Below are 23,465 nucleotides of genomic sequence, written 5' to 3' on the forward strand. Positions count from 1 at the left end.
AGAACGATTCAAAACCTCTTTCGATTGTTGTGATAGAGTGCCACACATGCAGATGATCCTTGGGTGAATTGCGCCAAAATAGTGATCATTCTTTTTCTTACCCCAGACAACTATGCCGGAAAAGTCTGCTATCAATCGACCCCATACCACGGTTGTTCTGGCAATGAGTGCCGATGGCAAGATTGCGGACGTGACGCGATCGCCTGCCCGATTCTCATCGTCTGCGGATCAAGCCCATCTGGAAAACCAGGTGGCATTGGCGGATGGGGTTTTGTTCGGTGCAGGAACTCTCCGGGCTTATGGTACCACTCGCCGTGTCTCAAATTCCCAGTTACAGCAGCAGCGTCAACAACGGGGCTTACCCATCCAACCGGTGCAGATTGTTTGCTCCCATCTAGCTCAATTCGATCCACAATTACGCTTTTTTCGCCAAAACGTACCCCGTTGGCTGTTGACAACAGAGGCGGGTGCTAAACCCTGGCGGGACAAGTCGGATTATTTTGAGCGGATTTTGGTGGTGAATGCCTCTAGCGATGGGATAAATTGGCATGACGCTTATCAACAGCTCAACCAATTGGGCATCCAACGGCTTGCTGTCTTAGGGGGGGGTAACTTAGTGGCATCTCTACTGGCGGCTGATTTAATCGATGAACTCTGGTTCACAGTTTGTCCCCTGATTTTAGGGGGTGCAGACGCCCCAACGCCTGTTGAGGGAACTGGCTTTTCTGAGCAATTGGCGAAACGTTTAGAACTTTTGGCGGTTGAGAGGATTGACCAAGAGTTATTTCTACACTATGGGCTGTCCAGGGAATGAGGAGATGGGGAAGTTGTAGAGACGTTGCATGCAACGTCTCTACAACTTAATTTTGACAATTCATCTCACATTAACGGTCAAAATAAACTCGGCTATGTTAACTTATGTAAATAACCCCTCAAGCCCTTACCAATGACAAAAGACTAATGGCAAATAACGATCCTCACCGTTCATTTTAATCCATGCCGATCTAGACCTAATTATAGATTTTCCCAATGGTTCACCAACCGCAGACTGACTATTCCGTTAACTGGGTTAACCGGATGGCTGATATTCCCCAAGCCGCTTGGGATGCCCTTGCCCAACCCCTGAAAACACCATTTCTGGAATGGGATTGGTTGAATAATTTAGAAACATCGGGAAGTGCGACGTCTAAAACCGGATGGTTGCCCCATCACCTAACTATATGGCGAAACCGAGAGCTTATTGCGGCTGCGCCCTTCTATATTAAAGGTCATAGCTATGGAGAATTTGTTTTTGACCACCAATGGGCAGATCTATCCCATCGTTTAGGCGTTCGCTACTATCCCAAACTGTTAGGGATGACGCCGTTTACCCCAGCAGGGGGTTACCGATTTTTAATCGCACCTGGAGAAGATGAAGATGAACTCACTGAGATTATGGTGAGTGCCATTGATCACTTTTGCGGGGATAACCGGATTAGTGGCTGTCATTTTCTCTTTGTTGACCCTGAATGGCGACAGGTGATGGAACGCCATGGTTTTACAAGCTGGTTGCATCACAGTTATATTTGGCAGGATAAAGGGTTTAGTAGCTTCGATGATTATCTGAGTATCTTTAACGCCAATCAGCGGCGTAATATTAAGCGCGAACGTAAAGCGGTGACTAAAGCCGGACTGCGTTTGGTTCCTTTAGTCGGGGATGATATTCCCAAATCCTTATTTCCCCTGATTTATAACTTCTATAGCAGCACCTGCGATAAGTTTTTTTGGGGCAGTAAGTATCTGACGCGCCAGTTTTTTGAACAGTTGTATCCCGACTATCGTCATCGTGTGGTATTGGTGGCGGCTTATCGAGACGATGATGACCGACATCCCGTGGGGATGTCGTTTTGTATTAATAAGGGTGATCAGTTGTATGGGCGCTATTGGGGCTGTTTTGAGGAATATGATTGCCTGCATTTCGATGCGTGCTATTACACCCCGATAGAATGGGCGATCGCGAATGGGGTTAAGATGTTTGATCCAGGTGCTGGGGGACGCCACAAGAGACGACGAGGATTTCCCGCGACACCGAATCACAGTCTGCACCGATTTTATAATCAACGCCTGATGCAAATTTTGCGCCATTATATAGGTGAAGTGAATGAAATGGAACAGGAAGAAATCGACGCGATCAATAATGATTTACCCTTTACAAAACGAGATATTCAATTTTTAGTTCAGGATTGATTGTCACGGGATGATGAATGATTAAAGTATCCCAGTTTTTAACCGAACCTCAGCACAATTGGCAGGGGTCTTAATTTTCCAATTGCCATAAGATGCTTCTGCGTCCTGCCCTCTGCCTGCTTTAAACGGTCTAAACACGATACTATTCAAGAAGGGACGCATTGAGCAAAGAAAAGATGAACCAAACAGTAGAAGACCTGCGTACAATTAATGACAAACTGTCTAAACGGGAAATTGAACTTGATCCCGGTGGATATTTTATTATTTACCTCGACCGGGATGCACGATTAATTTGTGCCAAACATTTCACCAATGTGATTGATGATCGCGGTTTAGCCGTTGACCCAGAAACGGGTAAACCGATTCCCGCACGAGGTAAGGTAGAACGCACGCATACTCAGGTGTTTACAGGTAGAACCGCCAAGGAAATTTGTGTGGTTATTTTTGAGCAAACCCAGCCCTGTCCAGTCACGATGTTGGATCATGCGGCTTATTTAGGACGGGAGTTTATGCGGGCTGAGTTTGCTTTAATTTCTGGACAGGAGTATGTTCAAGATTAAGTAGGTGGGGACAATTAAAGTTAACGGTGGGGATCGTCATTCGTCATTCGTCATTCGTCATTTGTAAGGGTTTGAGGCTTGTTAACATAACTTAACATGGTTGAGTTTATTTCCACCAACCTACTTAGTGCTTTACAGCAAAAGCTTCTGATCATCTCTTAGAGAACAGGGAACAGGGAACAGGGAACAGGGAACAGGGAACAGTAACAAATGACAAATGACAAATGACAAATGACAAATGACGAACTTAACCAGAGAAGCCCTGATAAAAGAAGTAGGTTGCCATCGGTACGACTGTCGCGACAACCAATAAGACAACAACCCAGATGGTTGAGTTTTTGGTGTCAGTTTCTTCTGCGCTGGTAAATGTACCTTCAACCTGAACCGTTTCTTCGACAACTGGAGGACCGGGATCAGGTTGACCCGATAGCACAGCCACTAAGCGATCGCTAGCCTCTAAAAAAGACTTATTGTACTTGTTACCTTCCCGCAAGGGGACTGTCATTGTTTCCGAGGCGACACTCTCGGCAATTTCGTCGGGCATAATTGACTTGACGTCTTGCCCAGTGACAATGGCAGTATTATTGGTCAGGGTATCGATAAGCACCAGGGTTTGATTCGCTTGGGCTTCCGGTGTCGGATACCATTTTTTGAATAGGGCTTTAGCAAAGCTGTCTACGGTTTCACCGTAGTCTAAACGGCGAACCGTCACAAATCTGACTTCCTTGTCGGTTTTCTGGGCTAAGTCTTCCAAGCTCTTGCTCAACTTGCCTTCACTCAGGCGGCTGAGTACGTCGGCTTGATCAATCACCCATGTTGGTTCACCCGCGTTGACATTGGGCATTTGGTAGACGTTTATAGCGTTGGCAGGTGTAGCCACCAATCCGCTAACTAAAACGCCCAGTAATAGCGGTAGTATTAGACGTTTCAGGTTTTTGTATAGTTGATTGAAGATTTGTCTCATTTACTGACTCTTGAGATGACTGTTTTTTTCAAAATACTACACTCTAGAGAACGAACGACATCTAGCTCATGTCTTGACATATAACCATAGTTATGCAACCTAGATTCCTGATTTCTCCAAGAAGTCAGGGGTTTTGGTCGCTGGATGTAGACGATGATTCGCGCCGATTACCCCCTAGAGACACGGCGGTGTTATATCCTTAAGCTATAACTAATTTGATGAAGTTTTTTAAAGGTCTTCCCATATTGTGTCATGGGATTACCCCTCCCTGCTTACAATGTTAAGTCAGGTATTTTTGTAAACATTCAGAGTGAGAGGCAACATCTATATGGCAGATGCAAGAGATATGGAAATGGTAAAACCTTACGGGGGAGACCCTTTTGTGGGTCATTTATCGACTCCAATCAGCGATTCGGCGTTTACTAAAGCATTCATTGGCAACCTGCCAGCTTACCGCAAAGGGCTATCCCCATTCCTGCGAGGTTTGGAAGTTGGTATGGCTCATGGTTACTTCTTAGTTGGTCCTGAAGTTGTGTTTGGCGCACTGCGGGATTACCCAGAAGCCCGTTATCTAGGCGGCTTAGTCACTGCTTTGGTAATCGTGCTACTGGGAACCGCCGGAATGGCAGCTTGGGGATTAGTCTCGCTCAAAAGCGCTGCTGAAAGCGCTCCGGCTACAGAACGACTCAAAACGTCTGAAGGCTGGAGCGAATTTGCAGGTGGATTCTTTGTTGGAGGTATGGGAGGCGCTTTCGTGGCTTACTTCCTCCTGGAGAATTTTGAGACTGTGGATGCCATTTTCCGGGGTTTTGTGAATAACTAACTCCATTGGGTTCACAAATTGAGTAATATTTGTCTTGAACTCTTGTAAATTTAGATAGGACAATTTGACATGACTGGTTCTTATGCAGCTTCGTTCTTGCCTTGGATTCTGATTCCCGTCGTTTGTTGGCTCATGCCGGCTGTGCTGATGGGACTTCTGTTTATCTACATCGAAAGTGACGCATAACAACTCCACACACCGACTCTCACGAGTACAGTGTGGGCTTCTAGAGGAGCCTTTGCGATTAAGTTAAGTGTGAGGCTTCTCGCCGAATAAGCTAAAAACCTAGATTAATGGGGAGAGCTGGAATTCCTACGCCTGAGTTCACAACTGGGTTGGGAATATACAGCCTCCCCCTTGTTGTTGAGAAATCTTGGGTAGGCACGAAGGGGGAGCTGGGGAAGCTGCTTACTTTTTACGGTAAGTAGTCAGCTTTCATTAAAGTTAACGGTTGAGATTAGGCAACAGTAAGGGTTTGAGGCTTGTTAACATTTCTTAGTACAGGGTACAGAATTTATGTCTAGTGCAAGAAGGCAGAAATAACTGAACAGCTAATATCTCCCCCAGCTTCCCCAGCTCCCTCAGCTCCCCCTGCTTCATCGTATCTACGAAGCTGCTCAAGTATTTTTGCAGAGCTGCACTAGGTACTTATGTGACGCCACGATTTAACCTTTAACTTCTCCTTAAACACTTCGTTCAAGGACATGGTTCGAGAGCGTGGCGCATAAGTGTGTAGGGGCGGGTTTCACTACTATCTTTTCGTTTGTACCCAGATGTAACTAAACCCGCCCAGACTTGCCCTAAAAATCTTTATTTTTCAAGGTTTATAATATTTTTGAAAAGCTGATATAGCGGAGATTTTAATGGCTAGGGTGATAATTGTTGCCTGATTACATAAAAAATGTATTATTAGCCATTCAATGCCTGAAATAAATATTGCCAAAAAACACAAAATAGAATTTTATTAAAATTGAAGTATTAATCGTTTTTATTGGCATATTTACCGCAACAAACGCTATTATCTCCTTGATCAATAGTTGTAGCGTTATTCTAGAATAGAGTATAATACTAATGGAAGTAAACCTGCTTTCATTTGGGATTCATCTCACCGTCATAATCTTTGATTTGACGGGAGCATTCTTACCGGATCTCGTTAAATCATGACGTAAGTTACACAAGGAGTTTTCATGAGTAACACAAGTAACTTTCGCCAAGCCATGCGTAATGCACAGGGTCAAGCCCTAGTAGGACCCAATGTTATAGCCAATGCTCTGCCCTACGTCGGCGGTGGATTGGTTTTAACGGCTGTCGGGACTTATGGTGGTTTGAATGTCCTTACCACCAACCCAGGGTTATTCATGCCTACCTTCTGGGTTGCCCTGATTGCTGAATTAGTCCTATTCTTCGTCGCCCGTGGTGTGGCGGAGAAAGGCAATAACAGTGCAGCATTGCCTCTGTTGGCGACCTATAGCCTGCTCTCAGGCTACACCCTCAGTGGTATCGTATTTGTTGCCATTGGCACTTCAGGCGTAGGAATTCCAGGGATTGGAATCGCCGCCCTCGGTTGTGGTGTCACGTTTGTCGCTGCCCGTCAAATTGGCTCGAATCTTTCGGACGAAGATGGGATGGCGTTAACCCAAACCGTGCAACTGGGTATTATTGCCTTGTTGGTGGTGTTGGTGGGTCAGCTCGCCTTGAGCTTTTTTGGCGTCTATACCCCTAGCTGGCTAGAAATTGGCATCTCTGGGATTGGTGTTTTACTATTTGTTGGTGCGGCGGTGGTGGATTTCTATATCTTGCCCCGCACCTATCGCAATGATCAGTATCTGCCAGCCGCATTGTCGATGTACTTGACCTACATCAACCTGTTTATCTTTATTTTGCGGTTGCTGATTGCCTTTAATCGCGACTAATTGACTCACCTTATCCCACGCTTTAAAATGCGTGGGATATTTGTCATTGGTCTGATGTAATTAAATTTTCTGATTACAATTGATAAAGGGTAGTAAAGTACCAAAATCAAGAAATATGGAAGTTTTAGAGATTAAACGCGAAGTCGAAACCTTGTCCGATCGCCTGGGAAAAACCCAGGACTATCTTTGACGTACCTGCACTGACTGCTAAAATTAAAGACCTAGAGCAACAAGCGGCTCAACCGGATTTTTGGGATGACCAAACCTTCGCTCAGCGAACCCTGCAAAAGCTGAATGACCTGAAATTGAATCTCCAGCAGTACCAGCAGTGGAAAAGCAATCTAGAGGATGCGAAAGCCGTTCTGGAATTGCTGGAATTGGAAACCGATGAAGGATTGCTGCAAGAAGCCCAAACTAATGTAGTCAAGCTGAATCGTGAACTTGACCGTTGGGAATTAGAACAGCTACTATCGGGTCCTTATGACGCCAATGGTGCTGTACTGGCGATTAATGCTGGGGCGGGCGGAACGGATGCCCAAGATTGGGCAGAAATGCTGTTGCGGATGTATACCCGTTGGGCAGAAAGTCAAGGGTATAAAGTGCAGTTGGCAGAACTCTCAGAAGGGGATGAAGCGGGAATTAAGTCAGCCACCCTAGAAATTCAGGGACTCCGCGCCTATGGCTATTTAAAAGCCGAAAAGGGAACTCACCGACTGGTGCGAATTTCTCCCTATAACGCCAACGGGAAACGGCAAACCAGTTTTGCTGGGGTTGAGGTTATGCCCATCCTGAACGAGGATGTAGACCTAGATATACCTGAAACGGATTTAGAGATTACCACCTCTCGTTCTGGGGGTAAGGGCGGTCAAAATGTCAACAAAGTGGAAACTGCCGTTCGGGTGAAGCATATTCCCACAGACATTGCCGTGCGGTGTACCCAAGAGCGATCGCAGCTCCAAAATAAGGAAAAAGCCCTCGCCCTGCTGAAAGCCAAGCTATTGGTGATTGCCCAAGAACAACGCGCTCAGGAAATTGCCGAAATCCGAGGCGATATGGTTGAAGCGGCTTGGGGGAATCAAATTCGCAATTATGTCTTCCACCCCTACCAGTTGGTGAAAGACTTGCGGACGAATGTGGAAACCACAGGCGTTGATGATGTCCTGAATGGGACTCTCGATCCCTTTATCGAAGCCTACCTGCGTCAGGAGAATCAATTGACCTGATCGGTGGAGAGAGGGGAGCAGGGGGAGCAGGGGGAGCAGGGGGAGCAGGGGGAGCAGGGGGAGCAGGGGGAGCAGGGGGAGCAGGGGGAGCAGGGGACGAAGGACAAATGACAAATGACAAATGACAAATGACAAATGACAAATGACGAAGGACAAATGACAATTTGTTACATTATGTAAACAAAAACGATATAATAGCTTTCAACAGCAAATTACCATTACAGATGAGTCAATCCTCAACCCCCCCGGATACAGCGAAGCCGCCGTTTGCTGAACAGCCAACACCAGCCAACGCCGCTTTGAATGAACCGAAACCCAGTTACGTGAAATTAGCTATGCGTAACATGGTCCGTAAAGGAGGCAAGTCCTTACAACACTTTTTTCTAACCACCGTGGGTCTATTAGCTGTGCTGATTGGTTTAGCTTACCTGACTCGTTAACGTTCTCATAGCTCATCTACACACCAGAGGCGGCACAAGTGAATATCGAACTAATAGTGCAGGATTGTTTCTTTGAAGCCTCCCAGTCAGCGACTCCGGAAGCGAATTCCCTGACGAACCCAATTTCCACCTCCACTTGGGAACATTGGTTCAGCCAATGGCTAGAAACACTGCACCCCGATAGTCCGCCAGCGCCGACGTATGAATTGACACTACGCCTGACTGATGACGCAGAAATTCAGGCACTTAATTCTCAGTTCCGCCACAAAAATCAACCCACTGATGTACTCTCCTTCGCCACATTAGAGGTAGACTCGCCTCAGATACCTCCAGATATGCAAGCGGCTGAATCCGTATACCTGGGAGATATCGTCATTTCAGTGGAAACCGCTTATCGCCAAGCTCAACACCAGGGTCATCCCTTAACAATAGAACTGGCTTGGTTAGCAACCCACGGGTTGCTACATCTTTTAGGGTGGGATCATCCGGATGAGGAAAGCCTACAGCGAATGCTAAACCAGCAGCAGGCTTTACTTGAGATTGTCAACTTGACGTTACCCGTATAATGACACTGGATTCGGTGTCAGTTCATTACTAGCAATGGAATTCAATCCCCATGGTTTATAACAATACTCACTCTCCCAATTCTCAATACTTAGTTCCAGGTTCCCGGTCGATAGTGCATGACTTGTCACTGCCAAATCCGCCAGAGTCTGACCCGAATCAGAGATTCAAACGCGACTTGGCTTGGTGTATTGCCCCAACCCTAATGGTTAGTTTTAAATATGCTTGGGCGGGAGTTCGCTATGCCTTTGTCACCCAACGGAACTTCCGCATTCATACCCTGATTGGCACAGTGGCAATCACTTTGGCGATTTTGTTAGAATTGCCGCCTGTAGAAATTGCGGTAATTGGCTTGACCAGTGGGCTAGTGATGACCCTGGAATTGCTGAATACAGCAGTTGAGGCGGTGGTTGACTTAACGGTTAAACAGTCCTATCATAAGCTGGCAAAAGTTGCAAAAGACTGTGCGGCGGGTGCTGTTCTCATCTCCGCGATCGCAGCCCTACTCGTTGCTGGTTCTCTACTTTTACCACCCTTGGTGACTCGTATCCTGTTACTGATGCGCTAAGCTATTTTTTTAACCTAAATTAAAGTGTAATGGTTTGTCGTGGTTAGGGTAAGCTACCCAGGAGTGTAAATTTTGATTGTTGTCATTGATAACTACGACAGTTTTACCTATAATCTGGTGCAGTATATAGGGGAACTTGGGCTCACATTGCCTGTTGCTGCTGATATTCAGGTATACCGCAATGACCAAATTGACCTAGATCAACTGCGCCAATTAAATCCTGATGGGATAGTGATTTCCCCAGGACCCGGACGCCCGGATGATGCCGGGATCTCTTGTGAGTTAATTCACCAACTTGGTGCAACTGTACCCATCTTAGGCGTTTGTCTGGGTCATCAAAGTATTGGTCAAGTCTTTGGCGGCAAAATTATCTCAGCCCCCCTGTTGATGCATGGCAAAACCTCGGAAATTTACCACACAGGCGTTGGTGTTTTCCAGAATTTGCCCAATCCTTTTATCGCCACTCGATATCACAGTCTGGTAATTGAACGAGACACCTGTCCAGACGCGCTGGAAATTACCGCTTGGGTAGAGGATGGCACAATTATGGGGGTGAGACACCGGAACTATCCCCACCTTCAAGGCGTCCAATTTCATCCAGAGAGTGTTTTGACCGATTGCGGTAAACAGTTATTGCAAAATTTCCTAGTTTCTCTTCCAGCATCGGTTCAAAACCCAATGGCTTTAGCTTAAGTTTTAGGAGTATTAATTAATCAGCGATGAAACGGCGACAGTTGATGCGCTACGTGGGTGCAGGGGTGCTTGGCACTTTGGGAACGACATTGGCTTCACAATTTCAGTCGGCTGAGGCGCAGTCGGCGAGTGGAACACTGACAGTTAAGTGGTTAGGACATACCTGCTTTTTGTTTACAGGTGGAGGGATGCGGATTCTGGTGAATCCGTTTCGGACAGTCGGGTGTACCGCAGGCTATCGTCCACCAAAAGTCGAGTCTGATTTGGTTTTAATTAGCTCTCAGTTATTGGATGAAGGGGCGGCTGAGGGATTGCCAGGAAATCCGCGTATCCTCTTTCAACCTGGAGTTTATCAGATTGGGGGGATTCGATTCCAAGGGATTAGCATTCCTCATGATCGCCACGGGGGACGCCGATTGGGGAATAATGTGGCATGGCAATGGGAGCAAAGTGGGATTAAACTTCTCCATTTAGGTGGCGCAGCTGCACCGATTGAAATTGAGCAGAAAATCCTCATGGGGCGTCCAGATGTGGCATTTGTGCCTGTGGGCGGCAGTATTAAAGCCTATAATCCAAGGGAGGCGAAAGACGCGATCGCAGTGTTGAATCCGAAGTTGGTAGTCCCAACTCATTTCCGCACTCAAGCCGCTGATGAAACCTGTCAGGGGGACTATGGGATTGAACCCGTGGATGAGTTTTTAACGGTGATGGAGGAAATGCCTGTCAGTCGGGTGAACAGTGATACGTTGATGTTGAAACCTTCAGATTTGCCCCAGGATGGTGCGATGATTAAACTGTTGAGTTATCGATTTTAGAGTTTGTAGTAAGCGCTTAAGCGCTTCTGGCACGCTTCGTGCCTACTACGAACTGTTCCCCTCGCAGAAGTAACGACTCCCACCCTTGTTTCAAACTCCCGATACGCTGACAGCACCATGACTCCCAAAAAATATTCCCACCAAGGTAATAGGTTATGCTGTCCTTCATGCCAATCTTGGGAAGACTGGTAAAGCGTATCATAGTAACTTTCCTTCGTTCTCTCGACAATCCGTTCTAAGCTAATAAATCGCCCCACCTCATAACCCGCTTTATAAAGCAGCAATAGGGTAATCAACCTTGCCATTCGCCCATTCCCATCTAAAAATGGGTGAATGCACAAAAAATCTAGGATATAGGTAGGAATGAGTAATAACGGTTCGATCGCACCCGAGTGCCAACAGCGATTAAACTGCTCATGCAAACGTTCCATGGCTTCAGGTGTGGCATAAGCTGGAATGGGTCGAAACCGCACCACTTTAGTTCCATCTGGATAGGTAGCACTAATTTCGTTATCTACCGTTTTCCAGCGCCCACCTGTATTGACCGCAAACTGGTAAAGGTCACGATGAAGTTGTAAAACAATATTAGGCGTAAAAGGGATATGGGCATAGCTCGTGTGAATGGTCGTTAGGACATCCCGATACCCCGCAATTTCCTGTTCCGAGCGATCGCGTGGCGTTGTTTTTTCCGTCACCAGTTTCTTAATCCGCTCCAACGGTACCGTAATCCCTTCAATCCGGTTAGAAGACTCCGTACTCTGAATAACCGCCGCTTGACGCAGGGTTTCCAAAACTTGGGGCGCTTGTTCTTTGAATAACTCTTGCTTTCCCTTATACTCTCCAATCAAGCGAATTGTTTGCAGCAGTCCTTGGTTAATGGGTTGCTGCTCAATCAACCCCTGTTCAAATGATTTCATTGCCAGTCTTTATTGCCTGTTTCATTAGAACACAATTAATGAGTATTTACACCAATAAATATTTACAAAAAACAATAAAATAAAGATTCAATACAACTTATTCTTTAGATGCTCATTTTCTGTGAATTCGGTGTATAAGAGTTGTGACAGGAGTGTGAAATTAAAATGATGAAAATTACCGCAATAGCCACAGGATTTTCCCTTTTATCTTTATTGTACCCGCTAAGTGCTGAGGCAATCCAATTCAATCAGATTTATGTGTTTAGCGATAGCTCCGCTGATTCAGGCAATGTCTTCAATGTGACGTCAGCCGCAAACTCCTTAGGTTTCCCCGTACCGATTATCCCCAGTTCACCTTACTTTGAAGGACGCTTTTCTAATGGCTACAACTGGATAGACCTTCTTACATCGGAATTGGGAGTTAATTTGAGTCTCTCGACTGAATTAACAGTGGGAGAACCAATCATTCCATCAACCCCACCAGGGGTAAGTTTTAATTTCGGTGGTGCTACCGCAACGAATAGTGTTAACTTTGCCTTTGGTGGCGCTCAGACAGGATTGGGTAATGTCTTTCCTGAGTTAGGCGTAGGAGTTCTCACCGAGATTAACGGTTTTATTAATGACCTAGATCTCGCTCAAACATCGGCTAATCCTGACGCACTTTATATTGTATGGGCAGGTAATAATGATTATAGTAAGGGTGGGCTTCGCGATAGTACTGAACCCATCAACAATTTATTTACTGGGGTGACGGCTTTAGCGGAAGCTGGCGCTCGTAATTTCTTTATTCCTAACTTGCCCGATTTGGGCAAAACGCCCCGAGCGATTATACAGGGAGAAGCAGCGGAACTTACCCAAGTGAGTGCGGAACATAACGCGGGTTTAACGGCAATGTTCGATGATTTGCGTCTCACCTATGATGATATAAACATCATACCGTTTGATCTGGCGTCTCTGTTTCAAGAGGTTATCACCGAGCCTGATGAATTTGGTTTTACCAATGTGACTGAGCCTTGCTTCACTGAATTGGGTGTATGTTCTAACCCCGATGAGTACTTATTCTGGGATGATATCCATCCAACGGCTCAAGGTCATGCTTTATGGGGAGACTATGCATACGCTGCGCTCCAGGATGCTGGTGTAGAAACTAAATCCGTTCCAGAACCCGCGTTTTCTATCCCACTACTATTAATGGGGATAGGTTTTTTGCTGCAATCAACTGTTCGTTATCGCAATTCTCTATGAAGGAGAGCGCTGACTTAAGCCTAGAACTAAAGTTCTGGCTCAAAGCTTAAACCCGTTAAAACGGGTTCAAAGAGTTACCCAGTAAGTTCCATTCTTACTTGAACCTAAAGATAAGATATTTATTTACTGGTCTGCAAATTGGCAATATTTCGCTTAAGTCAGCGCTATTCCAGTTAGGATAATTAGCTTAACTACTGATGAGATCAGAATCGTAAATTAGACCCTATAGGTCGGCACATTTTCCCATTATGAAATAAGTCTAAGGGAAAACCACCGCCTCTGTCAATCCCTCCAATAGGATTATTTTCCTCCAACCCGCTTTTGAGACAATATATATAGTTTGCTGTCGCCTCAATTCTACGTTCCCCGAATCGGTTCAATAAAGGTGCGATCGCGTCCGTCTCTTGAGTTGGTTGAGGCTTATTTTCACCAATACAATACTTTCGCTCAAAGTTCGGTCAATTAGCCTAATTCCTGATGAGATCAGAATCGTAAATTAGACCCTACAGGTCGGCACATTTTCCCATTATGAAATAAGCCTAAGGGAAAACCACCGCATCTGTCAATCCCTCTAATAGAATTATTTTCCCCAACCCGCTTTTGAGACAATATATATAGTGCGCTGTCGCCTCAATTCTACGTTCCCCGAATCGGCTCATAAAAAGCGCGATCGCGTCCGTCTCTTTGGTGGTTTGAGGCTTATTTTCACCAATACAATACTTTCGCTCAAAGTTCGGTCAATTAGCCTGATTCCTGATCAGATCAGAATCGGGAATTAGACCCTACAGGTCGGCACATTTTCCCATTATGAAGTAAGCCTAAGGGAAAACCACCGCCTCTGTCAATCCCTCCAATAGGATTCTTTTCCCAAACCCGCTTTTGAGACAATATGTATAGTTTGCTGTCGCCTCAATTCTACGTTCCCCGAATCGGCTTATAAAAAGCGCGATCGCGTCCGTCTCTTGAGTTGGTTGAGGCTTATTTTCACCAATACAATACTTTCGCTCAAAAAAGTTCAGACAATTAACCTGATTCCTGATGAGATCAGAATCGGAAATTAGACCCTACAGGTCGGCACATTTTCCCATTATGAAGTAAGTATACAAGACAACTACGGTATTTGTCAATCCCTCAAATCTTTACTTTTTTCTGTTCCCTGTTGCCTCATCTCAACCGTTAACTTTAATGAAAGTCCGACTACTTACCCTAATCTTGTCGCTAAACCCGCCTCGACCCAAAGACAATAATTTTAATCGGCACAAATAAAAATTCACCAATCCTTTACTTAATTTTTATTCAAAACTTTTCCTCTTTTCGTCTGCATCTGTGTCGGCTACAGTATAAGAGAACGTCCCATTCAGGTGACATTAATCTTCTGCCAAAATTTTGTCAGACTGTGCCACCTGATGATCCGGAATGTTCTGATAAATATCCGAAGGATAAAATAGTGACAGGAGACGGCTATGAAACTGAAGACCAAATTTATCTCAGGCTTTCTAGGGGTGGCATCGCTGGTCGCTGTTTTGGGAATTATTACAATTCAAACGAAGAAAAACGTTGATGATAATTTTAATCGAATTACCGAGGGTACTACCCGTCAACTGGTGGCATTAAATCAGATTAAGGCAGCCTCCTTACGGTTAACCAATAAAGCCTATAGTTATGCTGTGATCGAAGGAAAATCGACCACCACCTCGCCAACATCTCAAGACGAGGAACCGGAAAAACAAGCCAAAGTTGACTTCCAACAATCGGTTACAGCTCTGGATCAGTATTTAGCCGAATTTCAGTCCTTTGCCAATAACCCTCAAGCTCAAAGCTTTTATCGGGAATTGAAAGTTAGTAAGCTGCTATTGGCAGAAATCAGCCAGGAAATTTTAGCCTTAGATGACACCAATTTCCGACGCACTGATATCTTGGCAAAACGGCAAGCATTAGAGAATGCGGAAGACCAATTTTTAGCCGTTGTTGATCAAGCCATTACCTTTCATACAAATACTCTAGAAGAAGAAAATCAAACCGCAAATCGCAGTTCAACCTACTCACTGATTATTAACCTCACAGCAATTACTGGAGTTGTCGCCGTATCAATTATTTTCGGTATCGTTTTAGCCGATCGCGTCACCAAGCCGATTGTTAAACTCAAAGAAGCTGCCGCAAAAATTGGTGAAGGGGACTTCGATACCTATGTTGAGGTGCAAACCAAGGACGAGCTAAGTGTCTTAGCCGATACCTTTAACCAGATGAGTAAACAGCTCCAAGAAACGACGGTATCTAAATCCTATCTCGATAATATTATCAGTTCGTTGAGTGATGGACTCATTGTCCTGAATAAAAATATTAGAGTTGAAAGCTTTAATGAAGCCACATTATTTTTATCCGGCTATTCTCCCAAAGAACTGCGCGACCAACCCTTAGAGCGTTTCTTTAAAGAAGATAACTTTTTAGCTCATTTACAGGCAAATGATTCGCAACAAAGTGGATTCCTAGGTCGATACGAAACCACCTTCTTTACGAAAACAGGTACTTCTGTTCCCGTATCTGTTACCGCCTCAGTGATGAAGAATTCTGCCGACAGGATTCAGGGAATTGTTTGCTTAGTCCAAGACATTTCGGCTCGCAAGCGGGCAGATGAGGCATTGCGCCGTCAAGCATTAATGTTTGAAACCATTTATGATGGTGTTATTGTCACCGATTTAAAGGGTCATATCCTGGACTGGAATCCAGCAGCAGAACGAATTTTTGGCTATGAAAAAACCGAAGTCTTAGGTCAAACCTGTGGCATGGTTTATCAACCCGATGAAGCCACCGCCCTAACGCAACAAATGCTGGATAGTTTACTCCATGAAGGACGCTGGACGCGGGAGATTGAATTTATCCGAAAAGATGGCAATAAAGGGGTTTGCGAAACCGTGGTTGTGCCGTTGCGGGATGACTTAGGTAGACCCATCGCCGCGATTGGGGTGAATCGGGATGTGACTGAACGAAAAGAGTATGAAAATAAATTAGTAGAAGCGCGGGAAGCCGCCGTCGAAGCCGCCCGGGCAAAAGCTCAATTCTTAGCAAATATGAGCCATGAAATCCGCACGCCGATGAATGGCGTGTTGGGAATGAGTGAATTGCTGTTAACCACAGATCTTAATCCCCGTCAACTGGATTTTGTCAAAACCTTGCAAGTCAGTGGTGAACATTTACTCGGTGTAATTAATGATATTCTCGACTTCTCCAAACTCGAAGCCGGAGAAATGCGCCTCGATGTTGATGAGTTGAACATTAATCGGTCGTTGGAAGATGTCTTAGATTTGTGTTCTCCCCAAGCCGAAGCCAAGGATTTAGAATTAGCCTTGTTAGTGGATACCGATGTACCGCGACGACTCATTGGAGATGTGGGTCGTTTGCGCCAAATTTGTGCAAATTTGGTAAGTAATTCGATTAAGTTTACCGAATCTGGCGAAGTGGTAATTCGGGTGTCGGTGCATCAGGAATTGCCAGATCAGGACAAGATTCAACTGCGATTTGCGGTGCGGGATACAGGGATTGGAATTAACCCAGAGGATCAACGAAAACTCTTCCAAGCCTTCTCCCAAGTCGATTCTTCCACCACCCGCAAATATGGGGGAACAGGTTTAGGATTAGCCATCTGTAAGCAACTGGTGGAAATGATGGGGGGTGAGATTGGCGTCGAGAGTCAACTGGGTGTGGGTTCGACGTTCTGGTTTACAATTACCTTTGGGAAAGTAGCGGTGGGTACTGAGGAGAATGAGAGCGATCGCATCTTTAGTAATTTACCCATCTCCCCGGAATCCCTGCAAGGAAAACGGGTATTAATCGTCGATGACCGCCCAATTAATCGCCAAATTGTCAAGTATCAGTTAGAAGCCAGGGGCATGGAAGTCGATGAAGCCGATAATGGTATTATTGCCCTCAATGCCATGCAAGCCTCTGCCGAAGCGGGTAAACCCTATGATGTGGCGCTACTGGATATGAAAATGCCCAAAATCGATGGGTCAACCCTAGGGCGATTGATTCTCGCCGAACCGGATTGGGCAAAAACCAAGTTAGTCCTAATGACCTCGATGCACGCCGGGGATTCCGCCCAACCCTTGCTGAAAAGCGGGTTTGCCGATTATTTAGTTAAACCCGTCAAAGAATCTCAATTGCTGGAATCGTTACAGAAAATTCTGGCGGCTGAGATTCCCGCCACCCTGTTCAGTACCCAATCGGCTATTCCTGACCCCTCTCAACCCGCACCCCAAACCACTTGCCTAAAAATTCTTTTGGTGGAAGATACACCAATTAACCTGAAACTGGTACGCCATCAGGTGCAACTATTGGGTCATGAGTCGGAGTCAGCGGAAAATGGTCAAGAAGCCCTTGACAAAATCGCCAAAAATGACTATGACATCGTGTTAATGGATTGTCAGATGCCCGTCATGGATGGCTACCAGGCAGTCCGAACCTTACGCCAGCGAGAAGGAACAGACCGCCATACCATTGTAATTGGCATGACCGCCTACGCCATGCAAGGCGATCGCGAAAAATGTCTAGCGGCAGGAATGGATGACTATCTGAGTAAGCCAGTCATGGTGAAAAACTTAGCACCCGTATTAGAACGATGGTCATCCGTGGTCAAAGGCGTCTCCCCCAAACCCGAACGTCCCTCTCCGGCTCAATCCACGAGTAGTCTACTCTCTAATGTTGTGGACTGGAAGCGTCTCAAGGAAATCTCCGAAGGTGATCCAGGATTTCAACTAGAGTTAGTCCAAGGCTTTATCAAAGAGGGTGCAAGTTTTATTAACCAAGCAAAACAGGCATTAGCGAATAAAGACTGGGTTATGGTTACCAATAAAGCCCACCAACTCAAAGGTGCCAGTTCCTCAGTCGCCGTGCAAACCATGCCCGATGTGGCGGAACAACTGCGACATGAGGCGAGAACAAAAAATGCCGAGAGTAGCGCTAAACTAATTGGAGAGTTAGAGAAACTCCTTGAGCAACTAAAAGGACATATCGACCTAAATACCACCTCGCTGAAAGAGGAACTCCCCAACAAAGGATGGGATTTTCAACAAGAGGTTGCTGAGTTAGCAGCAAAGACATCGAAATTGAAAGCGGAAACAGAACCACAGCAGTCGCTAACTCTTTTGTTAGTGGAAGATACGCCAATTAACCTGAAATTAGTCCAGCATCAAGTCCGCCTCCTGGGTCATCAGTGGGATTCTGCGGAAAATGGTGAAAAAGCCCTGGAAAAATTGGCAGAGAATGACTATGACATTGTGTTAATGGATTGTCAAATGCCGGTGATGGATGGCTATCAAGCCACGCAAACTTTACGGCAACGAGAAGGTAAAGACCACCATACGATTGTAATTGGTATGACCGCTTATGCGATGCCAGGCGATCGCGATAAATGTATCGCGGCGGGAATGGATGACTATCTCAGTAAACCAGTAATGGTGAAAGAACTGAAAGTCATGTTACAGCGATGGTCGTTGGTGGTCAAGGAAAATAAGGCAAAATCCAGCAAACAGATGGACAGCCACGATAGGGTGGAAGCGACTACAGATCCCGTGGATTGGAGTGCCTTGTCAGAGATTTCTGGCGGTGATCCAGAGTTTCAGTTGGAATTAGTCAAAGGATTTATTAATGATGGGTCAACGTTTCTCACCCAAGTCCAGCAAGCCTTGGCGGATAAAGACTGGGTAATTTTGGCAAACAAAGCGCATCAACTCAAGGGTTCTAGTGCGTCTGTGGCGGTGGAATCGATGTCAGATTTAGCATGTCAACTCAATGATCGCGCCCACCAGGAAAACCTAGAAGAGGCGAATAAATTAGTGAGTCAGATGGAGGCAATTATGGCGCAGGTTAAGGTATCGGTGGCGAAGAAAGCAGCGGCGGTTTGATATCTTCCCTTGGAGAGGAAAAGTTTTACATTGCTGTGAATGGGTAAGGCGATCGCACTTCTAATCTGGATGCATCCCAATTTAGCATCTGGCGATGTTGGGCGCACGTCATTGAATTGTTTTAGATTAGAGGTAATGATTCAAGAGGTCTAATTGTGGTCTTTGCTCAAACCAGTTCCCCTGTAGGAATAACTCGCCTCACGTTAGACGAGTATCGGGCGATGGAAGAAACCCACCCAGAACGCCATGAATACCGCAACGGAGAGATTATTACAATGTCGGGAGGTTCTGAAGCCCATAGTGCGATTGCTAGCAATTTATTAATTTACTTGGGGTTTTTGCTGAGAGACACGGATTTTCGTTTGTATAACAGCGATTTGCGTGTTTGGATTCCTGAATATCAGTGTGGGACTTATACGGATTTGATGGTGGTTAATGGTTTCCCAGAGTTCAATGGTGAGCGCAATGATGAAATTCTCAATCCTTTACTGATTGTTGAAGTTCTATCACCTTCTACGGAAGCCTATGATCGAGGTGAAAAGTTCAGAAAATATCGCTCTATTGCTAGCTTTCGGGAATATCTGCTGGTGAGCCAAAGTGAACCCTACATTGAGCAGTATCATAATCTTGAGCAAAGCAGTAATGATCGCTGGCTATGGCAAGTATACTCTAACCTTGAGCAGGCGATCGCTCTGCACAGTTTAAACATAGAAGTTCCCCTGTCTGAAATCTATCGTCGCATTAATTTTTAAGGAGGGCGATCGCACTCTGTATTTGATCTGATAATTGTATAGATACGATGGCTTTTTGTTCTAGAGATTGCACGCATTAACACGAGCAAACAAATCATCCCGAAGGTCTCCCCACGCCAACCATCCCACGATTCCACCGCCAGGAAGATGTCCTATCGGTGCATTCTGATTAAATATCAGCTCATTGTAACTTTGCCACCGATTAGACACCCGCCAGCCAATCCGATCAGCAAATGCCATCAAATCCTTTCCTGATTGCTCATAAATCCGCTGCTGAACACTGAAACCAAATTGACCACTGCTATATTTAGCCCAAAGTTGATCAATCACCCCAAGTTCCTGACAAGGAAATTGCTGAATATCTTGATTCGTTAAATAGCCGCGTTTATCCGCACCCGTAATTTCCAAGATAATCGTAAACGTTTCCTGGTCTGCTTCTCGCCACTGCCCTGCTGCTAACAGTTCGTCAAGTTTACTATACTTTGCCTCTTCAGAAGATCTGAAATTATCTTCAAACATACGCTTTTTTGTCAATCAATATACAGTAGAGATTTGGTATCCTGATCACCCAGTTTTTTTCTACTGTATAACTTAATCAATCATTCCCTACCCGAATCAGAACGATTAAGCTAACAAGACATAATGACGAATATCTGGCGGTGAAGCGAACAACTCTTCCCCTTCTAAAAACGCTTGCTGAATGTGAGCCGAGTCCAAATGTAGCCTCCACGCTTGCTCACTTTCCCATTCTGCGACAGAGGCAAACTCCGTGGGGATTGCTGGACTTTGTAATAACTCGTAAGTGATACAACCGGGTTCCTTGCGCGTCGCCTCAACAATTTCTAACAACAGTGCTTTGAGTTTGTCTTCCTTCCCCGGATGCGCGACGACACGAGCTAATACTCGGATTGCTGAGTTTACCATGATAATCAATCCTCTGCGTACATCTCCTCACCAATAAAAGGCTACCGCAGTTCGGAACGCGATCGCAAAAACCAAGCCCATACAAAAATACGGCGGAGAAACTCCCTGGATGAGAGGTTTTCCCGCCGTTATTATGTTATGGAAAAGACTAGAACATTTGTTCTATAACCTTTTGAAAAAACGGGTCAACCCCAAATAAATTGGTTAACCCGTAAGCTTGGGAACGCCTTGATGGACTATTTTTGTACCACCAGTTTAACGTTGGCATTTTGTAAGCCACGTTGCTTGACCTCTGCTAAGGTCTTGTTAACGGCATACTTCTGGTTGATCGAGTTGATCAGTTCGGTTTGGTTGTGCTTTTTAGCAACACCCCACAGGTCAGCGATCAGGTCAAAGGAACCATCGCCATTGCGAGACCAACCGAGGTCATACTCGCCTTCAAGAACAGCAACGATGTCCGAACGAACACGTTGACCGTTGTAGCCGCGCACATCAGCTTCCGTTTTAACGGAAATACCTAGATCGCTCAAAGAAGCCTTTAAGATTTCGGCATCGGTGATCTTGGTACGCAGAGTGCTAAAGTGAGACATTTTAGATTTCCTCCAGTAGAGATAGAAAACAAACGACAACGTAGCTTTTTTCTTGGGTCTGCCGCGGTTAAATTGCGGCGTCTTTTGAAACTGCTAGCAAAGTTTTGCTAGCCTTTCCTCCTGTTGGGAGCAGGAGAAAGCCTTTTAGAACTCCATTCGCTGATATTCAGCAACGGAGGCTGCAGCAGGTCTAGCTCTCTGTCTTGCCCAGTCCCTCAGGGCTGTGACCTGCTCAGTCATTGTCCGAGAAAGCGGCAGCGTGGCTTTAATCGCCGCTATGATATCCAGTTGGGTGAATTCCCGGTCTTGGGCAAACGCCTCGTACATTGCAGCGATGAGGGCTTGCTCAATTTCTGCACCGGAAAAACCGTCACAAATTGTCGCCAACTGTTCGATATCAAAGCGCTCTATCTCTCGACGCCGCTTACTCAGATGAATCTTAAATATTTGCTGACGCTCTTCTTTATTCGGTAAGTCAACAAAGAATATTTCGTCAAATCGACCTTTGCGGAGAAACTCTCCCGGTAGCCGTTCCACTCGGTTTGCAGTCGCCATGACAAAGACAGGCGATGTTTTCTCTTGCATCCAGGTTAGGAAGGAACCAAAGATGCGGCTAGAGGTGCCACCATCGGAGTCAGCCGAGCCGCTGCTTCCCGCAAAAGACTTGTCCAGCTCATCAATGAAAAGGATGGCGGGTGAAATCGATTCTGCTGTTTTTAGGGCATTTCTCAAGTTGGCTTCTGAGCGACCAACCATAGAACCATCATACACCCGACCCATATCTAACCGCAATAGCGGTAGTCCCCAAAGGCGAGAGGTTGTTTTGGCAATGAGAGATTTTCCGCAGCCAGGTACTCCCAAAATCAGCATCCCTTTGGGTTGGGGTAAACCATACTCTCTTGCCCGTTCAGTGAAAGCGCCCGATCGCTGTTTCAGCCATCGCTTCAGCTCTTCTAAACCACCAATAGAATCAATGGTTTCATCCTCTTCAATATACTCTAAAATACCATTGCGACGAATGAGCTGTTTTTTCTCAGAAAGCACAATATCGACTTCCGCTTCCGTGAGACGCCCAGCTTTGACTTGGGCTTTGCGATACACTTTCTCCGCTTCGTCTCGCGTCAAACCCAATGCGGCTTTCAGGAGTTTCTCCCGCGTTTCCGTGGTAGTGCGACGCCCTTTGGTTTTTTCCAATTGCTGAGACAGCACTTGGTTGAGTTCGGTTAAATCCGGTAAGGGGTAGTCGATAACCACCACTTCCTTCTCTAACTCGATCGGCACCTGCTGCATGGGAGACATGAGTACAATCGTCTTCTGAGCCGCCTTGAAGCTCGCGATCGCATCCCGCAGCCATCGGGTTGTTGCTGGAGAATCAATAAATGGATGTAGATCCTTAAATATATAGATACCAGGTTCTTTTTGTTGAATAACCCATTGAACAGCTGCTTCTGGAGAGACTGTATTGTGCTGGGTGATGTGGCGTGATTGACCATACTCCACAATCCCATGGGTGACAGTCCACACGAATACGCGCCGTTGCTGATTCTTATTTTGAGCAATCATGGCTATTGCCCGTTCTGTCCGCTCTTCCTCTGACGTCACCAGGTAGATTAGAGGGTATTGAGCTTGAATGAGAATACTTATCTCTTCTTGCATGACTATCGACCTACTTAGAGACGGCACAACCACTGCCCAAACATCATTAATAGAACTCTCGCAGTTAGCTGTTTTTGTAACACTATCAACAAGGAACAAGTTCCTCTTCGCCCTGAGAATCGGTACGGGATTTAACTTCTTCTCGCACTTTCTCGACAGGCAGTTCATCATCCAGAAGGCTGGGCTGATTTTTTAGGGCAACCATATCTCCATCTTGAATAACAACTGAGCTAGAACATTCCGGGCAATTGTATACCCGATGAGTATTCCCGTAGGATGCTTCTACCTCGTCTACCACTTCCGGGTGGTGTAGATAGAATACGATTGCTCTCTCGACCATCGCCGACATTGAGTCTGAGTCAACGGCTGCTCGGATTTTGAGCTGGCGATGAAGTCCTGGTGGGAGATACAACGTAACTTTTTGCTTGTCTTGCATATTATTTTCAATCGTTTTACCCGGGTATGTATGTCAGATTATCCGCATTTTCACTGGCTGTCAATACCTTAAGCCAGCATGACGGCAATTTTGTAATATTTCTTTACATTATCCGGTTCTGATGCCCGATCAGGCGGATAAATCCAGGGTGTGGGGGGAGCTGGGGGAGCTGGGGGAGCGGGGGAAGCGGGGGGAGCGGGGGGAGCAATGTAGAGATGTAGCATGCTACGTCTGGGAACTGGGGAAGAGGATGAAC

The 23,465-nt window shown here is 45.8% G+C and carries 22 protein-coding genes; 15 read left to right on the forward strand and 7 right to left on the reverse strand.

What is annotated here, in order from left to right; translation table 11 throughout:
* The first annotated feature begins 112 nt into the window (after nt 1-112).
* The 3 genes from RIC07_RS24505 to RIC07_RS24515 all read left to right on the forward strand — a co-directional run bounded on the left by RIC07_RS24505 (nt 113) and on the right by RIC07_RS24515 (nt 2,786).
* Nucleotides 113-814, forward strand: coding sequence for a RibD family protein (locus tag RIC07_RS24505; RefSeq protein WP_446396784.1), 702 nt, complete (start codon nt 113-115; stop codon nt 812-814).
* A gap of 215 nt (nt 815-1,029) precedes the next feature.
* A complete protein-coding gene (locus RIC07_RS24510) occupies nt 1,030-2,226 on the forward strand; it encodes a GNAT family N-acetyltransferase (protein WP_446377705.1) in 1,197 nt (398 codons plus the stop codon).
* A 176-nt stretch (nt 2,227-2,402) separates the two neighbouring features.
* Nucleotides 2,403-2,786: a DUF4346 domain-containing protein gene (locus tag RIC07_RS24515; protein WP_446377703.1), complete on the forward strand. Its 384-nt coding sequence runs from the start codon at nt 2,403-2,405 to the stop codon at nt 2,784-2,786.
* A gap of 247 nt (nt 2,787-3,033) precedes the next feature.
* Here the strand turns inward: RIC07_RS24515 and psb32 are convergent, their stop codons facing one another.
* A complete protein-coding gene (gene psb32, locus RIC07_RS24520; RefSeq protein WP_446396785.1) occupies nt 3,034-3,750 on the reverse strand; it encodes a photosystem II repair protein Psb32 in 717 nt (238 codons plus the stop codon).
* 328 nt (nt 3,751-4,078) lie between these two features.
* Here psb32 and RIC07_RS24525 point away from each other — a divergent pair, with 328 nt between their 5' ends.
* From RIC07_RS24525 to RIC07_RS24565, 9 genes are all read left to right on the forward strand, one after another.
* The gene (locus RIC07_RS24525; protein ID WP_446396786.1) at nt 4,079-4,573 is read left to right on the forward strand and encodes a photosystem I reaction center protein subunit XI; all 495 of its coding nucleotides are present in this window, start codon (nt 4,079-4,081) and stop codon (nt 4,571-4,573) included.
* A 69-nt stretch (nt 4,574-4,642) separates the two neighbouring features.
* Complete coding sequence (locus RIC07_RS24530) at nt 4,643-4,759, forward strand: photosystem I reaction center subunit VIII (protein ID WP_446372983.1); 117 nt, start codon at nt 4,643-4,645, stop codon at nt 4,757-4,759.
* Between the two features lie 1,001 nt (nt 4,760-5,760).
* Complete coding sequence (locus RIC07_RS24535) at nt 5,761-6,486, forward strand: Bax inhibitor-1/YccA family protein (protein ID WP_446396787.1); 726 nt, start codon at nt 5,761-5,763, stop codon at nt 6,484-6,486.
* 115 nt (nt 6,487-6,601) lie between these two features.
* Nucleotides 6,602-7,709 (forward strand): peptide chain release factor 2 gene (gene prfB / locus RIC07_RS24540; RefSeq protein ID WP_446396788.1). Its coding sequence is split into 2 segments (ribosomal slippage): nt 6,602-6,673 and nt 6,675-7,709, totalling 1,107 coding nucleotides; the frame shifts between segments, so codons are not numbered across the junction.
* A gap of 224 nt (nt 7,710-7,933) precedes the next feature.
* Complete coding sequence (locus RIC07_RS24545; RefSeq protein ID WP_446369622.1) at nt 7,934-8,149, forward strand: DUF3285 domain-containing protein; 216 nt, start codon at nt 7,934-7,936, stop codon at nt 8,147-8,149.
* A 38-nt stretch (nt 8,150-8,187) separates the two neighbouring features.
* Nucleotides 8,188-8,715 carry an rRNA maturation RNase YbeY gene (gene ybeY, locus RIC07_RS24550; protein ID WP_446396789.1) on the forward strand — a complete coding sequence of 176 codons (528 nt, stop codon included), beginning with the start codon at nt 8,188-8,190 and terminating at the stop codon, nt 8,713-8,715.
* Nucleotides 8,716-8,765: 50 nt separating this feature from the next.
* Complete coding sequence (locus RIC07_RS24555) at nt 8,766-9,281, forward strand: diacylglycerol kinase family protein (protein ID WP_446396790.1); 516 nt, start codon at nt 8,766-8,768, stop codon at nt 9,279-9,281.
* Between the two features lie 72 nt (nt 9,282-9,353).
* Nucleotides 9,354-9,974 (forward strand): anthranilate synthase component II, encoded by a 621-nt coding sequence (locus RIC07_RS24560; protein WP_446396791.1) that lies wholly within the window; start codon nt 9,354-9,356, stop codon nt 9,972-9,974.
* A gap of 26 nt (nt 9,975-10,000) precedes the next feature.
* Nucleotides 10,001-10,789: an MBL fold metallo-hydrolase gene (locus tag RIC07_RS24565; RefSeq protein ID WP_446396792.1), complete on the forward strand. Its 789-nt coding sequence runs from the start codon at nt 10,001-10,003 to the stop codon at nt 10,787-10,789.
* Here the strand turns inward: RIC07_RS24565 and RIC07_RS24570 are convergent.
* On the reverse strand, nt 10,786-11,706 hold the full coding sequence (locus RIC07_RS24570) for a Fic family protein (protein ID WP_446396793.1): 921 nt from the start codon (nt 11,704-11,706) through the stop codon (nt 10,786-10,788). The two genes, RIC07_RS24565 and RIC07_RS24570, sit on opposite strands and share 4 nt — an antisense overlap.
* A 165-nt stretch (nt 11,707-11,871) precedes the next feature.
* On the opposite strand from RIC07_RS24570, the gene RIC07_RS24575 reads away from it, so the two are divergent.
* The 3 genes from RIC07_RS24575 to RIC07_RS24585 all read left to right on the forward strand — a co-directional run bounded on the left by RIC07_RS24575 (nt 11,872) and on the right by RIC07_RS24585 (nt 19,603).
* A complete protein-coding gene (locus RIC07_RS24575; RefSeq protein ID WP_446396794.1) occupies nt 11,872-12,951 on the forward strand; it encodes an SGNH/GDSL hydrolase family protein in 1,080 nt (359 codons plus the stop codon).
* A 1,463-nt stretch (nt 12,952-14,414) separates the two neighbouring features.
* A complete protein-coding gene (locus RIC07_RS24580) occupies nt 14,415-18,851 on the forward strand; it encodes a response regulator (protein ID WP_446396795.1) in 4,437 nt (1,478 codons plus the stop codon).
* 155 nt (nt 18,852-19,006) lie between these two features.
* Nucleotides 19,007-19,603 carry a Uma2 family endonuclease gene (locus RIC07_RS24585; RefSeq protein WP_446396796.1) on the forward strand — a complete coding sequence of 199 codons (597 nt, stop codon included), beginning with the start codon at nt 19,007-19,009 and terminating at the stop codon, nt 19,601-19,603.
* A gap of 60 nt (nt 19,604-19,663) precedes the next feature.
* On the opposite strand, the gene RIC07_RS24590 is transcribed toward RIC07_RS24585, so the two are convergent.
* The 5 genes from RIC07_RS24590 to RIC07_RS24610 all read right to left on the reverse strand — a co-directional run bounded on the left by RIC07_RS24590 (nt 19,664) and on the right by RIC07_RS24610 (nt 23,209).
* Entirely contained in the window at nt 19,664-20,122 is a 459-nt protein-coding gene (locus tag RIC07_RS24590; RefSeq protein ID WP_446396797.1) for a GUN4 domain-containing protein, read from the reverse strand.
* Nucleotides 20,123-20,227: 105 nt separating this feature from the next.
* The gene (locus tag RIC07_RS24595; protein WP_446396798.1) at nt 20,228-20,527 is read right to left on the reverse strand and encodes a putative quinol monooxygenase; all 300 of its coding nucleotides are present in this window, start codon (nt 20,525-20,527) and stop codon (nt 20,228-20,230) included.
* A 236-nt stretch (nt 20,528-20,763) separates the two neighbouring features.
* On the reverse strand, nt 20,764-21,117 hold the full coding sequence (locus RIC07_RS24600; protein ID WP_006100016.1) for a DUF1257 domain-containing protein: 354 nt from the start codon (nt 21,115-21,117) through the stop codon (nt 20,764-20,766).
* Nucleotides 21,118-21,261: 144 nt separating this feature from the next.
* Entirely contained in the window at nt 21,262-22,773 is a 1,512-nt protein-coding gene (ycf46, locus tag RIC07_RS24605) for a stress-responsive protein Ycf46 (RefSeq protein WP_446396799.1), read from the reverse strand.
* Nucleotides 22,774-22,858: 85 nt separating this feature from the next.
* A complete protein-coding gene (locus RIC07_RS24610; protein WP_044206195.1) occupies nt 22,859-23,209 on the reverse strand; it encodes a hypothetical protein in 351 nt (116 codons plus the stop codon).
* Nucleotides 23,210-23,465: the final 256 nt, after the last annotated feature.

The organism is Coleofasciculus sp. E1-EBD-02 (genome assembly GCF_040218245.1).
Taxonomy (GTDB): domain Bacteria; phylum Cyanobacteriota; class Cyanobacteriia; order Cyanobacteriales; family Coleofasciculaceae; genus Coleofasciculus.

What these genes read in the sequence shown, in the direction of transcription:
- RIC07_RS24600 (WP_006100016.1), bottom strand. Translation starts at nt 21,117, where the DNA reads ATGTCTCACTTTAGCACTCTGCGTACCAAGATCACCGATGCCGAAATC.
- RIC07_RS24565 (WP_446396792.1), top strand. Translation starts at nt 10,001, where the DNA reads ATGAAACGGCGACAGTTGATGCGCTACGTGGGTGCAGGGGTGCTTGGC.
- RIC07_RS24595 (WP_446396798.1), bottom strand. Translation starts at nt 20,527, where the DNA reads ATGGTAAACTCAGCAATCCGAGTATTAGCTCGTGTCGTCGCGCATCCG.
- RIC07_RS24525 (WP_446396786.1), top strand. Translation starts at nt 4,079, where the DNA reads ATGGCAGATGCAAGAGATATGGAAATGGTAAAACCTTACGGGGGAGAC.
- ycf46 (WP_446396799.1), bottom strand. Translation starts at nt 22,773, where the DNA reads ATGCAAGAAGAGATAAGTATTCTCATTCAAGCTCAATACCCTCTAATC.
- RIC07_RS24535 (WP_446396787.1), top strand. Translation starts at nt 5,761, where the DNA reads ATGAGTAACACAAGTAACTTTCGCCAAGCCATGCGTAATGCACAGGGT.
- RIC07_RS24510 (WP_446377705.1), top strand. Translation starts at nt 1,030, where the DNA reads ATGGTTCACCAACCGCAGACTGACTATTCCGTTAACTGGGTTAACCGG.
- RIC07_RS24590 (WP_446396797.1), bottom strand. Translation starts at nt 20,122, where the DNA reads ATGTTTGAAGATAATTTCAGATCTTCTGAAGAGGCAAAGTATAGTAAA.
- RIC07_RS24545 (WP_446369622.1), top strand. Translation starts at nt 7,934, where the DNA reads ATGAGTCAATCCTCAACCCCCCCGGATACAGCGAAGCCGCCGTTTGCT.
- RIC07_RS24570 (WP_446396793.1), bottom strand. Translation starts at nt 11,706, where the DNA reads ATGAAATCATTTGAACAGGGGTTGATTGAGCAGCAACCCATTAACCAA.
- RIC07_RS24610 (WP_044206195.1), bottom strand. Translation starts at nt 23,209, where the DNA reads ATGCAAGACAAGCAAAAAGTTACGTTGTATCTCCCACCAGGACTTCAT.
- psb32 (WP_446396785.1), bottom strand. Translation starts at nt 3,750, where the DNA reads ATGAGACAAATCTTCAATCAACTATACAAAAACCTGAAACGTCTAATA.
- RIC07_RS24530 (WP_446372983.1), top strand. Translation starts at nt 4,643, where the DNA reads ATGACTGGTTCTTATGCAGCTTCGTTCTTGCCTTGGATTCTGATTCCC.
- RIC07_RS24515 (WP_446377703.1), top strand. Translation starts at nt 2,403, where the DNA reads ATGAACCAAACAGTAGAAGACCTGCGTACAATTAATGACAAACTGTCT.
- RIC07_RS24505 (WP_446396784.1), top strand. Translation starts at nt 113, where the DNA reads ATGCCGGAAAAGTCTGCTATCAATCGACCCCATACCACGGTTGTTCTG.
- RIC07_RS24555 (WP_446396790.1), top strand. Translation starts at nt 8,766, where the DNA reads ATGGTTTATAACAATACTCACTCTCCCAATTCTCAATACTTAGTTCCA.
- RIC07_RS24575 (WP_446396794.1), top strand. Translation starts at nt 11,872, where the DNA reads ATGATGAAAATTACCGCAATAGCCACAGGATTTTCCCTTTTATCTTTA.
- RIC07_RS24580 (WP_446396795.1), top strand. Translation starts at nt 14,415, where the DNA reads ATGAAACTGAAGACCAAATTTATCTCAGGCTTTCTAGGGGTGGCATCG.